The sequence below is a fragment of the Agromyces solani genome (assembly GCF_058349925.1).
The window spans coordinates 418,039-430,885 of record NZ_JBYRER010000002.1 but is presented as its reverse complement, the minus strand read 5'-3'; the positions used below and the strand labels follow the sequence as shown (position 1 = coordinate 430,885).

The following is a 12,847-nucleotide window of genomic DNA, read 5'->3' as shown; positions in this document are numbered from 1 at the left end:
GCGTTCCCACCTCCTGAAACGGCGGGAATGCCCGGTGAACCGGCAGAGATTCGAGGGTGGATGCCTCGTGGCCGGTGCCCGCGGGCGCCGGCGGGCGCACGGTGCGCGCCCGAGGCATCCGTGCGGTCAGCGGCCGGTGCCGCCGTGCACGACCGCGTCGTCGTCGCCGTCGAGGTCGAACGCCGTGTGCACGGCACGCGCGGCGGCGTGCACGCTGTCGGCGCGGGTCACGACGGAGATGCGGATCTCGCTCGTCGAGATCATCTCGATGTTGATGCCCGCCTCGTAGAGCGCCTCGAACAGCTTCGCCGAGACACCCGTCGCCGAGCGCATCGCGTTGCCCACGAGCGACAGCTTGCCGATCTGGTCGTCGTACTGCAGCGACTCGAACCCGACCGCGTCCTGGGCGCCGGCGAGCGCGGTGAGCGCCTTCTCGCCCTCGGCCTTCGGCACGGTGAACGAGATGTCGGTTCGGCCGGTCGCGGCGGCCGACACGTTCTGCACGATGACGTCGACGTTCGCGTTGGTGCCCGCCACGATCTTGAAGATCTTCGCCGCGGCCCCCGGCTTGTCGGGCACGCCGACGACGGTGATCTTGGCCTCGGACAGGTCGATCGCGACGCCGGCGATGACGGACTCTTCCACAGCTGCTCCTTCGGGAAGACGCGAGGGGTCGTAGACGATCGTCCCCTCGTTGTTGTTGAACGACGAACGCACGTGCAGGGTCACGCCGTGGCGGCGCGCGTACTCGACGGCGCGGATGTGCAGGACCTTGGCTCCCGATGCGGCGAGTTCGAGCATCTCTTCGCTCGTGATGCGGTCGAGCTTGTGCGCCTTCTTCACGACGCGCGGGTCGGAGGTGAAGACGCCGTCGACGTCGGTGTAGATCTCGCAGACGTCGGCATCGAGCGACGCGGCGAGCGCGACCGCGGTCGTGTCGCTGCCGCCGCGGCCGAGGGTCGTGATGTCGCGAGTGTCGCGGTTGAAGCCCTGGAAGCCGGCGACGATGACGATCGCGCCCTCGTCGAGCGCCTCCCGCAGGCGCACGGGGGTGACGTCGACGATGCGGGCCGAGCCGTGCTGCGCGTCGGTGATCATGCCGGCCTGGCTGCCGGTGAAGCTGCGCGCCTCGTGCCCCATGCTCTTGATCGCCATCGCGAGCAGCGCCATCGAGATGCGCTCACCCGCCGACAGCAGCATGTCGAGCTCGCGCGGCGCCGGGATCGGCGTGACCTCGTTCGCGAGGTCGAGCAGTTCGTCGGTCGTGTCGCCCATCGCGGAGACCGCGACGACGACGTCGTTGCCCGCCTTGCGCGTCTCGACGATGCGCTTCGCGACCCGCTTGATGCTCTCCGCGTCGGCGACGGACGACCCGCCGAACTTCTGCACGATCAAGCTCACGGGGCCTCCAGGGGGTTCTGGGCGCGCGCGGGCCGACGGGCCCGTCGTCGGATTCTTCATCATACGGCGGCACGCATGCGCGCCTCGCCATGTGACGCCGGGCGGCTCCGGTCGGTCGAGGAGCGCGGAGCGCGTATCGAGACCACCCGGCTCCGGTCGGTCGAGGAGCGCGAAGCGCGTACCGAGACCACCCGGCTCGCCTCACCCCTCGTGGTCGCGGGCCATGTACCACTCGGTGAACTCGGTCGCGCGCCCGTCGGGCGCGAACCGGATCACCCACAGGTTGAGGTAGTCGCGCTCGGCCGGGTATTCGGTGCGTCCCTGCACGAGCGCGAGGTCGGATGCCTCGTGCACCGGCTTCCACTCGAACGACCATTCGCCCTCCTGGTCGGCATGGGCGAGCCAGCCCGACACGATCGCGTCGTGGCCGCGCAGCGGTTCGGCGTCGGGCGCCAGGAGGTAGACGGCGTCTTCGGTGAAGAGCGCGCGGATGTCATCGGGGTCGTTGCTGCGCCAGGCCCTGACGTAGCCGTCGACCCAGGCCGTCGTGCGATCGGATGCCTGCTCGGTCGTCTCGCTCATCTCTTCGGTCTACGCGCGTATCGTGGATGCGTCAACCATCGGTCGATCGAGCAGCGCCGTATCGAGACCAGGTCGGTCGAGTAGGCGCGCAGCGCCGCATCGAGACGAGGTCGGTCGAGTAGGCGCGCAGCGCCGTATCGAGACCAGGTCGGTCGAGTAGGCGCGCAGCGCCGTATCGAGACCAAGTCGGTCGAGTAGGCGCGCAGCGCCGTATCGAGACCAAGTCGGTCGAGTAGGCGCGCAGCGCCGTATCGAGACCACCTGACGGACTCGTGCCGACTCAGCCGACGACGCGACGCCCTTCGAACGCGCGGCCGAGCGTGACCTCGTCGGCGTATTCGAGGTCGCCGCCGACCGGCAGGCCCGACGCGAGACGGGTCACCTTGATCTCGAGCGTCGTGAGCAGACGACTGAGGTACGTCGCCGTCGCCTCACCCTCGAGGTTGGGGTCGGTCGCGATGATCACCTCGGTCACCGATCCGTCGGCGAGCCGCTGCATGAGCTGGCGGATGCGCAGCTCGTCGGGACCGATGCCGTCGATCGGGCTGATCGCCCCGCCGAGCACGTGGTACAGCCCGCGGAACTCGCGGGTGCGCTCGATCGCGACGACGTCCTTCGCCTCTTCGACGACGCAGATGAACGACGGGTCACGGCGCGGGTCTCGACAGATCGAGCAGGTCGACTGCTCGGAGACGTTGCCGCAGATCTCGCAGAACCGCACCTTGTCGCGGATCTGCAGCAGGATCTCGGCGAGTCGCGTGACGTCGAAGTGCTCGGTCTGCACGATGTGGAATGCGATGCGCTGCGCCGACTTCGGCCCGATGCCGGGCAGCCGGCCGAGCTCGTCGATCAGTTCTTGGACGATGCCTTCGTACACGGGCTACGCACGCTCCCCGAACCCGCGACCGGGCACTTCGATCTCTTCCAGGAAGGTCGCGCCGAGCACCTCGCGCACGACCGCCTCGCCGTATCGCTGGATGCCGCCGTCGGTCGTCGCGACGGCCTGGCGCGGTCGGCTCGGGGCGGCGTTCGCCCGGGGCCCCGATGCGGTGCGAGGGGGCGCCGACGCGGGTGCCGCAGCGGCCGGCGGCGCGTCGAACGGCTCGGGCTCAGGGCCCGGGTCGAACGGCGGCTCCTCGTCGGGCGGCGGCGCATCGGCGTCGTCGGGCACGTAGTCGGCTGTGGGCTCGCCCGCGCCACCGCGGGTGGGCGCCGCCGGCGCCGAGGTCGCCGGTTGCGGCGCCGGACGCTCCGCGAGCGCGGTCGCCGTTCGCGGCGAGGCGAGAGCGGTGCTCGAGTCGGGCTGCGGCTCGGGGTCGCGGGGAATGGCGACCGTCGCCCACGAGTCGACCGGCCCCGACGCTCGGGCCGCTTCGGCCGACGACGAGGTACCGGTCGAGGGGCTGCTCGGACTGCTCGCCGTCGGGGTCGTCGCGACCGCAGGGCTCGACCCCGCCGAACCCGCGGTCGCCGCCGGGGCGTCGAGGCTCGACGACGGGCCGGCGCCCGACCCCGACGACCCGGGCGTCGACGGCGGTGACGTCTCGGGCCGCGCGGAACCGCCGCCCTGCCCGCCGCCGATCACGCGCGGGATGAACTTGACGGTCACACCGAGTACCTCGTCGATCGCGGTGCGCAGCAGCTCGGCCGAGTTCTGGGCGCCCGTGCCGTTGCGCAGGCTCTCGACGTCTCCCGCGCTCGTGAAGCCGAGCACGAGCACCGACTCATCGGTGCGGTATTCGAGCACCTGTGCGGTCAGCGCCGCCATCCACGCGGTGCGCTTCTTGCGCTGGAGCACGTTGAGCACCTCGGGCCACGCGTCGCGCATCTGCTGCAGTGTGATCGGCCCCGTCGGGCGAACGAACGCGGGGGCTTCGGGCGCGGGCGGCGCGGCGGCCGTCGTTGCGGCTCCGCCCGACGCGGTCGGCGTACCGGTCGGTGCCGGGCGCTCGGACACGACGGTCGGTTCGGCGGGAGTACGCCCGGCCGCGGCCGACGGCACGGGCGCCACCTCCGGTGCGGACGCCGCAGGGCGAGCCGGCTCGGGCATGCGCTCGGACGCGCCGGCACGCGCCGCGGGCGCCTCGACGCGAGACGGCTCGGAGTTCGGCCTGGCAGGCGCGGCATCCGGCGTGGCCGGCGACGGTGCACTCGCGATCACCGCTCCCCCGGCCCCGACCTGGCGTTCGAGCCGCTCGACGCGCGCGAGCGCACCGCGCTCGGTGTCGTCGCTCGCCGGCACGAGCACGCGGGCGAGCATGAGCTCGAGGTGCAGGCGGGGCGATGTCGCGCCGGTCATCTCGGTGAGGGTCTGGCTGACGAGGTCTGCGACACGCGAGAGCTCGGCGGGGCCGAACGCCTGCGCCTGCACCGCCATCCGGGCGAGTTCGTCTTCGGGCACGCCGCGCAGCACCGCGGCGGCGGCCTCGGGCGTCGATGCCGCGACGACGATGAGGTCGCGCAGGCGCTCGAGCAGGTCTTCGACGAAGCGCCGCGGGTCCTGACCGGTCTGCACGACCCGGTCGGCCGCCGCGAACGCGCCGGCGGCGTCGTGCGAGCCGATCGCGTCGATCACCTCGTCGAGCAGGGCGCCGTGCGTATACCCGAGCAGCGCGACCGCGCGCTCGTAGTCGATCGCCGAACCCTCGGATCCCGCGATGAGCTGGTCGAGCAGCGACAGCGTGTCTCTCGGCGAGCCGCCGCCGGCCCGCACGACGAGCGCGAGCACGCCGGGCTCGACCGTGATGCCCTCTTCGTTGCAGAGCTGCTGCACGTACTCGAGCATCGGCGCCGGCGGCACGAGGCGGAACGGGTAGTGGTGCGTACGCGACCGGATCGTGCCGAGCACCTTGTCGGGCTCGGTGGTCGCGAAGATGAACTTGACGTGCTCGGGCGGCTCTTCGACGATCTTCAGCAGCGCGTTGAAGCCACCCGAGGTCACCATGTGCGCCTCGTCGATGATGAAGATCTTGAACCGGTCGCGCGCGGGCGCGAAGATCGCACGTTCGCGGAGATCGCGGGCGTCGTCGACGCCGCCGTGGCTCGCCGCATCGATCTCGACGACGTCGAGCGACCCGCCGCCGCCGCGCGAGAGCTCGACGCAGCTCGGGCACACGCCGCACGGCGAGTCGGTCGGCCCCTCGACGCAGTTCAGGCAGCGGGCGAGGATGCGGGCCGACGTGGTCTTGCCGCAGCCGCGCGGGCCGCTGAACAGGTAGGCGTGATTGACCCGATCGGTGCGGAGCGCCGTCATCAGCGGCTCCGTCACCTGGGACTGGCCGATCATCTCGGCGAACGTCTCTGGCCGGTAGCGGCGATACAAGGCGGTGACCACGCATCAATGGTAGTCACCGCGTCCGACACCACATCCGGATGCCTCGGGCGTACGATTCACGGACGGAAGGAGCGTGATCACGGTGACGACGATGACCCCGGCACAGCTCGAACGATTCCAGGCGAGGTTGCTCGCCGAGCGCGCGGAGGCCGCAGAGCGCTTCGCCGAGTTCGACGACCAGATGAGCGAGGTTCGCCACGCGCGCTCCGAGGCGAGCGCCGACGACGAGCACGACCCCGAGGGTCCGACGATGACGCAGGAATGGTCGCAGCGCACCGCCGTGCTCGCCGACGCGCAGGCGGAGCTCGCCGAGATCGACCACGCCCTCGCGCGCATCGCCGACGGCACCTACGGCATCTGCGCCCGCTGCGGCAAGCGCATCACGGTCGCCCGGCTCGACGCCCGCCCGACCGCGACGCTCTGCATCGACTGCGCGCGCCTCGCGGCGCACTGATTCGTCGGGTGCGCCTGCGCACCCCAGCATTACGATGGTGCCGAGCAGGTCGATCCCGGGGGGCAACCAGGTGGAGTTGACGGACTACTGGCGCATTCTTCGCGCACACTGGGTGGCGATCGTGCTGATCACACTCATCGGCGGCGTGGCCGCGTACGGCTGGACGCAGATACAACCGAAGGTGTACTCGGCTGATGCCAGCGGACTGCTCTCCACGGGCGTCACGAACGACCTCAGCACCGCACTGGCCGGCGACACGTACGCGAAGTCGCGGGTCAAGGCGTACATGGATGTCGCGAAGTCGCGCACGGTCGCCGAGTACGCGATCTCCGAACTCGATCTCGACGTCACACCCGACGTACTCATCACGAAGGTGAGTGTGCTCAACCCACTCGACACCCCGGTGATCAAGGTGACGGCGAACGCCGCCAGCCCGCAGCAGGCGCGCGATCTGGCCGAGGTATGGATCGAGGGCATCGGCCGACAGGTGACGGCGCTCGAGAACGCTGACGCCCCGTCCACCTCGAACGACCGCTCGATCGTCGAGTTCACGTCGCTCGATTCCGCGGTGCTCCCGACCGAGCAGTCGTCGCCGAACACGAGGTTGGTCGTCGCGCTCGGCCTCCTAATCGGATTCGCGATCGGCGTGGCGTATGCGTTCCTCCGGAACGTCTTCGATCGACGCATCCGCTCGTCGGAACAGCTCCAGCGTGAGACCGGCCTGCCCGTCCTCGGCATGATCCCGTTCAACAAGCATTTCACGGAGAGCGATCGCATCGTCGTCTCGCAGGGCGCGAACGATATTCATCGCAGCGGCTCCGAACACGACATCGCAGAGGCGATGCGAGAGCTGCGGACCAATCTGACGTTCATGGACGTCGACAATCCGCCGCGCACGATCGTCGTCACGAGTTCCCTGCCCGGCGAGGGAAAATCGACGGTCGCGGCGAACCTCGCCATCGCGATCGCCGCATCGGGAGAGAAGGTCGTGGTGGTCGATGGCGACCTCCGCCGGCCATCGGTCGCACGGATCTTCGGTGTTCTGCCGGGCGTCGGCCTGACCGACGTGCTCATCGGCCGCGCCGAGCTGCGCGATGTGGTGCAGCCGTGGGGCGATGACGGCAGGCTGTCGGTGCTCGGCTCCGGGTCGGTGCCGCCGAACCCCAGTGAACTGCTCGGGTCGAACGCGATGCACGCGGTGGTCGAGGAGCTCTCGAAGGATGCGATCGTGCTCATCGACGCGCCGCCACTCATTCCGGTCACCGATGCCGCCATCCTCACCGCGCGCACGGATGGCGCGCTCATCCTCGCGTACGCACGCCGAACCACGCACGATGCGATCGAGCATGCGCTGCGCAATCTCGAGCGTGTGAAGGGCCGCGCGCTGGGCGTGATCCTCAACGGCGTACCTCGCGGGAGCGGTGCCGGCGACGGATACGGCTACAGGTACCGCGGCTACTACGGCCGGAATGCCGCGGCGTCGACGCCGACCGAACCCGCGGTTCCGACCAGCGGGGAGCCGAGGCACTCTCATGTCGCCGATCACCGTGCCGAGTCCGCCTCAGGCAGGGCGGCGTCGACGGAGAACGGCGCCGAGATCAGCGGCTCGCACGCTCCGACGACGTGATTTTCCGCCGCACCACCGACCACATCAGCGCGGCGAGCGCGGCGAAGACGAGCACCCGCGCGAAGGCGACGCCGAACGCCCCGCCGAGGATGGCACCGAAGGCGTAGGCGGGGACGGCGATGCCGATCGCGACGAGGCTCATGCGCATCGCCTCGGTCGACCATCCTCCGCCGATGACGGCGAGGTTTGCGACGATGACGAGCGCTGCGACGGCCTCCGACCCGAGGAGCACCACCGTCAGCGGGGATGCCTCGGCGTAGGCCGGCCCGAACACCAGCGGTACGGTCATGAAAGCGATGACGGCCAGGATCACCCCGCCGACGGCCGCCGCGCCCCCTGCCTGGAGCATCCGTCCCCGCAGCCCCGGCCAATCCGTTCCCGTGGCGACCTCGCGCGTCGTCAACTGTCCGATCGCGGTCGGCGCGAGCCGCGCGATCTCGACGATGGTCGCAGCGAGCGCGTACACCGCGACCGCCTCCGCAGTATCGAAGACCGCGAGCATGAGCCGATCGAAGCGGGACACGACGATGATCGCGAGCGGGAGGAGCAGCGAGCGCAGGCCCTCGTGTACGAGCACGCCGATGCCCACGAGGCTCGGCCGTGCCCAGGCGAGGGCCGATGCGCGAGTCGCCGCAAGTGCCGCAAGGACGAGCACGACGAGCTGGAAGGCGGCCTGAGCGGCAACCACGAGCGCCGCATCCGCGTCGGCGAGGAGTGCGATGCACACACCGGCGAATCCCGCGACGGCGCCGAAGGCGGCCCATTGGGCGCCGGCAGTGAACTGCCCGACCGCGAATCTGGCATCCGTGACGAGCAGCATGAGCACCTGTGTCGCGGACGCGAGGCCGGTCGCGACGAGGTACGTCGGACCGCCGAGCCTGACGTCGGCGATCAGCGACATCGCGAGGCAGGTCACTGCCCCGGCGATACCGGAGACCACGACGAGCGCGACGGCGAGCCACGTGTAGTCGGTGGCGAGTCGGGTGGAGTCCGGCTCCGAGGGGTGACGGCGGCGGAACGCGTTGCCGGCGCCGGCGCCGCCGAGCAGCCCCACGAACGATGCCAGCGTCGCCATCACGACCATCAGCCCTCGCTGATCGACCGGCAGGACCGCGGTCGCGAGGAGGGCCGAACCCACGCTCCCCGCGAGTTGGGCGCCAGAACCGGCGAGCAGCGCTCCTGCGCTTCGCACGAAGCCCGAACGCATCACGGCGTACTGCGCTCGCTCCGGATGCGCCCGAGTGCGCGGGCGACGACCAGCATCACGACGCCGATGCCGATCTGCACGAGCACCGGCGCGAACGAGTTGCGGATCGCGATGACGAGGGGCAGCAGCACGACGACGGTGATCGCGCCGCCATCGGCGGTCGCCGGGAGCCGGTCGACCCTGCCGATCAGATACCCGATCGTGAACATGAGCACGCAGACACCGATCATCCCCCAGTTGCGCAGTCCCTCCGCCACTGGTGACCCACCGATCGGCCCCGCGCTCGAGAAGATCTCGACGTTGAAGATCCGAAGGTCGTTCTCGGCCGGCCCCGGGTCGGCACCGGTCAGATGCTCGACGAAGCGAAGGACGGGGGCGACGAACGTGACGCCGTACCGGTACTCGACGCCGCCGGCGAGCCACTCCTGCACGACGACGACCGGGTACAGCGAGTACCCCATCTCGGCCAGGGCTTCCATGGGCGTGGCTCCCTCGACGCCGTCCGTGAGGAGAGCGCCGATACCGCCGACGCGGGTGGTGCGCAGCACCGACACCACTGCGAGGACGGCGATCGACGCTGCCACGAACAGCCAGGCGTTGATCCGGGTGCGCTTGGCCTCGACGACGAGCACGGTCACGAGGAGGAAGAGCACGGTTCCGCGAAGCCCGAGCGGGAGCCCGACCGCCGCGACGATGACGACCACCACCCATCCGACGACTCGCGCGCGCCCGCCGCTCGCGACCAGGAATCCGACGCCGCAACCGAGGAGTGCGACGCCGTACCCGAATTCGCCGTCGCTCGACACCTTCTCCAGGAACTCGAGATAGCCCGAGAAGAGCGCCCCGAGGCCCCCCTCGGCCTCGAGCGAGATGGCGATGAGCGACAGACCCGCCGCGACGCCGAGGTATCCGACGATGTCCGTGCGACTGACGTGTTCGGTCTCCGTCGTCGATTCGGTCGAAATGCGGCTCGGACGGCTGACGAGGATGCCGCATTCGAGGGCGACGATCGCGATGCAGACGGCGGTCACCGCCGGGGGAACGGCTTCCGAGAGCGCCCACGCGTTCGCTCCTCGACCGACGAGCATCCGGTCCCCTTCGATCGACAGCGCGATCACGAGCCCTGCGTGGAACAGGCCGAACACGAGCACGTAGATGAACGCGGCTCCGCCGACTCCCCGATCCCGCCGCCACGCGACGAGCGCGCCACCGAAGAGGGCGACCACGAGGATGCCGGCTTCGGTCGGCAGCGCCTGGGCCCCACTCAACTGAGCGACGAGCGCCACGACGCTGAGCGCGAGACCGAATACGCGTCGGTAGCGGCCGTCGCCCGGAACGGCGCGTCGGTCCGCGAGCCACTCACCCGTACTGGAAGAGACGACGCCAGTCATGCACGCTCCTCCCGAGTGTGAATTCCGAGTCCAGCACGGCAGCCCGGATCGTGGACGACTCGGTCTCCCCGACGTGAAGGGCATCCGCGATCGCTTCGGCCCACCTCTCCGCCGATGCTCCCACCGGGACCAGGGAGATGCCGGGCAACTTCGCCGCGAGTTCGCGGAGCGTGTCGAGGTCGGACGCCACGACCGGCACCCCCGTCGCCAGTGCCTCGAGGATGACCCCTGGCAGTCCCTCCCGTTTGGACGGAAGCAGCAGGACATCCGACGCCCGCAGCAGATCGGCGACGTCGGAGCGATCGCCGAGGACCTCGAACCGGGCCTCGGGAACGTCGCCCAGATCCACCGGATCGCCGGGGCCGACGACCCACCAATCCGATCGGATCGTCGTATCGAGAGCACGGAAGATCGGCACCAGCGCCGCGCGGTTCTTCTCGGGCGACGCCCTCCCGACGTGGATGATCCGTGGCAGCGTGCTGCGGTCCGGCACCGGCCCCGGCGCGAACCGCTCGGTGTCGACTCCGTTTCCGATGACGACCGCACGACCGGGCCGAAGCAGCGGCGCCCACCGGCCGAGCGCGAATCGAAGGCTCGCGCCCGATACGGCAACGATCCGTGACGCCGTGGCGACCGTCATCGCTCGCGCGACGACGCGGTACGCGCGACGCCCAAGACCGTCGCCGCGCCCGTCGCCCTCGGAGTGGAGCCGGGCGATCCGAATCGGGACCCGTTGCGACCACGCGGCCGCGAGCAGCCACCCACTGGCGAGTGAGACGTGGGAGACGATCGCGTGCGGTCGGTGACGTCTGATCGCCGTACGAACGACCCGGCCCGCACCGATCGGCGAAGCGAATCCTGCCGGCTCGACGATCGCCCCGCTCGCCTCGAACGCATCCGCCAACGAGCCGGCGCGCCCCGAGAGGCACACGAACACCTGCTGGACCTCCGTCGCCGGAATCCGTCGGCAGAGATCCAACGCCACCATCTCGGCGCCGCCTCGATCGAGCGAGCCGATGAGATGCACGACCGTCGTCGTCATACCCGGGCCTCCTCGGGCATGGCGAGCTGCCGGACGGCCGCCGACCACTCCCGTCGACGGGACTCCAGCGCCTCCGGATCGAAACGTTCCGCCGTCGACCGCGACGCTCGACTCAGGCGGTCGCGCAGCGCTTCGTCGCGAAGGACTCGCTCGAGCAGCCCCGCGAGGGCGCGGGGATCGCCCGCGGGGACCAGCGCTTCGGCCGGGAGCAGCTCGGGAATACCACCGACATCCGAGCCGATGCACGGCAGCCCCCACGCCATCGCTTCGACGAGTGCACGCGGCAGCCCCTCCGTGAGCGAGGGCATGGCGAAGACCTCGGCCGAGTCGAGGAGCCCGATCAGCTCACTGCGGTCTCGGATGTGCCCCGCGAATCGAACCCGGTCCCCGACTCCACGCCCGTCCGCGAGCTGCTGCAATCGTGGGCGGTAACGTCCGTCGCCGACGAGGACGAGGTGGTACCGAGGGTCCGATCCTGCCAACTCGGCAAGCGCTTCGATCAGGACCTGGTGCCCCTTGTAGGGCTGCTCCTGCGAGCCGACCGCGATAATGCGGCCGGGGATCGTCCTGCGGGTTTCGCGCTCAGGAAGATCGACTCGGACATCGCTGAAGGCGACGGCCGTCGCGTCACGGCCCGCCGGATAACGTTCTTGAAGCACCCGCTCGGTCACATAGCGAACCGCGTCGCCCTGCCGCACCGCCCACCGGATCGCGGCGGCCGCGACGGGAGCGAGCACGACGCCGGTCCGCCCGGCAATTCCCGACCGCAGTACCTCGGCGATGTCACCGACGACCTGCACGGCGATCGGCTTGCGGCGACGACGCGCCCGCGCCACCGCGACCAGACCCACCATTCCCGGCAGCTTGACGTCCACGATGTCCGACCGCTTCACGGCCGTGTCGACCGCCCTGACGAGGGCCGGCAGCCGTCGCACCATGGACAGGGCACCGACATAGTACGGAAGGGGCACCACGCTCCCGTCGATCCGCTCACCGGCGGATGCGGACTGCCGTTCGTCGACCCGGAGTGCCAACCGGAGCCGACCGTTCTCGCGGAGCTCGGCTTCCCAGCCGCGCCCGACGAGCCCGGCGTCGTCGGTGACGCACGATCCGCCGGTCGCGCGCCGCGCCCGTGACTCGACGAACAACGTGATGCACGGTTCCCCGCCCACGCCGCTCACCCGAGACCCGCCTCACGACCGAGCACGACGTCGGCGACGAGTTCCGACGTCACAGTCCGATCGAATCCGCGTACGACGTGCGTCCTCGCCAGCCTGCCCCGCTCCGACAGCTCACCACTCAGCCATTCCCGATAGGCGCACTCGAGCGCGGCATCCAGTTCATCGACGGAGCCGGCGGGGACGACCCAGCCCCCATCGGGAATCACCGTCTCCGGCAAACCGCCCGCGTCGCTCACGATCGACGGGACGCCCATCGAGCCAGCCTCGAGCGCAGCGCCGTGATTCTCGGACAGCGACGGACTCACGCTCAGGTCCGCCGTGCGGTACGCGTCGCGGACATCGTCCACCGAAGTCGTCCAGCTGACCGATCCACAACGGATGAGGTCGTCGAACTCGGCGATGAGGCGCTGGCGGAGGAACTCGCCGCGCCCATCGAACCCACCACCGACGAGGCGGAGCTCCGCATCGCCGTGCCGACTCGCGAAACGCCGCCACGCGTTCAACAGCACGTCGTGTCCCTTGATCCCCTTGCCTGCGTGCACGATCCGTTTCGGCGCGTAGACGTAGGCGACCATCACCACCCTGAACCGGTCGCCCGGTACCGGGCGCCCCGGCGAGGACGAGAAAT

At 70.4% G+C, this 12,847-nt stretch carries 11 protein-coding genes; 2 read left to right on the top strand and 9 right to left on the bottom strand.

Translation table 11 applies throughout. The features are described from left to right. Positions 1-126: 126 nt before the first annotated feature. From AC3RJ7_RS09765 to AC3RJ7_RS09750, 4 genes are all read right to left on the bottom strand, one after another. Positions 127-1,401, bottom strand: coding sequence for an aspartate kinase (locus tag AC3RJ7_RS09765; protein WP_491455641.1), 1,275 nt, complete (start codon positions 1,399-1,401; stop codon positions 127-129). 201 nt (positions 1,402-1,602) lie between these two features. Further along, positions 1,603-1,983, bottom strand: coding sequence for a YybH family protein (locus tag AC3RJ7_RS09760; protein WP_491455640.1), 381 nt, complete (start codon positions 1,981-1,983; stop codon positions 1,603-1,605). Between the two features lie 280 nt (positions 1,984-2,263). Then, positions 2,264-2,860: a recombination mediator RecR gene (gene recR, locus AC3RJ7_RS09755; RefSeq protein ID WP_491428330.1), complete on the bottom strand. Its 597-nt coding sequence runs from the start codon at positions 2,858-2,860 to the stop codon at positions 2,264-2,266. Between the two features lie 3 nt (positions 2,861-2,863). Beyond that, the gene (locus tag AC3RJ7_RS09750; RefSeq protein ID WP_491455639.1) at positions 2,864-5,317 is read right to left on the bottom strand and encodes a DNA polymerase III subunit gamma and tau; all 2,454 of its coding nucleotides are present in this window, start codon (positions 5,315-5,317) and stop codon (positions 2,864-2,866) included. A gap of 91 nt (positions 5,318-5,408) precedes the next feature. On the opposite strand from AC3RJ7_RS09750, the gene AC3RJ7_RS09745 reads away from it, so the two are divergent. Both AC3RJ7_RS09745 and AC3RJ7_RS09740 read left to right on the top strand, forming a co-directional pair. After that, positions 5,409-5,771: a TraR/DksA family transcriptional regulator gene (locus tag AC3RJ7_RS09745; RefSeq protein ID WP_491456154.1), complete on the top strand. Its 363-nt coding sequence runs from the start codon at positions 5,409-5,411 to the stop codon at positions 5,769-5,771. Between the two features lie 34 nt (positions 5,772-5,805). Then, positions 5,806-7,398: a tyrosine-protein kinase domain-containing protein gene (locus tag AC3RJ7_RS09740; RefSeq protein WP_491455638.1), complete on the top strand. Its 1,593-nt coding sequence runs from the start codon at positions 5,806-5,808 to the stop codon at positions 7,396-7,398. Here AC3RJ7_RS09740 and AC3RJ7_RS09735 read toward each other — a convergent pair. From AC3RJ7_RS09735 to AC3RJ7_RS09715, 5 genes are all read right to left on the bottom strand, one after another. Next, positions 7,370-8,536 carry a lipopolysaccharide biosynthesis protein gene (locus AC3RJ7_RS09735; RefSeq protein ID WP_491455637.1) on the bottom strand — a complete coding sequence of 389 codons (1,167 nt, stop codon included), beginning with the start codon at positions 8,534-8,536 and terminating at the stop codon, positions 7,370-7,372. The genes AC3RJ7_RS09740 and AC3RJ7_RS09735 overlap by 29 nt on opposite strands. Positions 8,537-8,604: 68 nt before the next feature. Next, positions 8,605-9,996, bottom strand: coding sequence for an O-antigen polysaccharide polymerase Wzy (wzy, locus tag AC3RJ7_RS09730; protein ID WP_491455636.1), 1,392 nt, complete (start codon positions 9,994-9,996; stop codon positions 8,605-8,607). Further along, positions 9,965-11,038 (bottom strand): glycosyltransferase, encoded by a 1,074-nt coding sequence (locus AC3RJ7_RS09725; protein ID WP_491455635.1) that lies wholly within the window; start codon positions 11,036-11,038, stop codon positions 9,965-9,967. Before AC3RJ7_RS09725 ends, wzy begins: the two co-directional genes overlap by 32 nt. After that, the gene (locus AC3RJ7_RS09720; protein WP_491455634.1) at positions 11,035-12,219 is read right to left on the bottom strand and encodes a glycosyltransferase; all 1,185 of its coding nucleotides are present in this window, start codon (positions 12,217-12,219) and stop codon (positions 11,035-11,037) included. Before AC3RJ7_RS09720 ends, AC3RJ7_RS09725 begins: the two co-directional genes overlap by 4 nt. Continuing rightward, positions 12,216-12,794 (bottom strand): glycosyltransferase family 4 protein, encoded by a 579-nt coding sequence (locus AC3RJ7_RS09715; RefSeq protein WP_491456153.1) that lies wholly within the window; start codon positions 12,792-12,794, stop codon positions 12,216-12,218. Before AC3RJ7_RS09715 ends, AC3RJ7_RS09720 begins: the two co-directional genes overlap by 4 nt. Between the last annotated feature and the right edge of the window lie 53 nt (positions 12,795-12,847).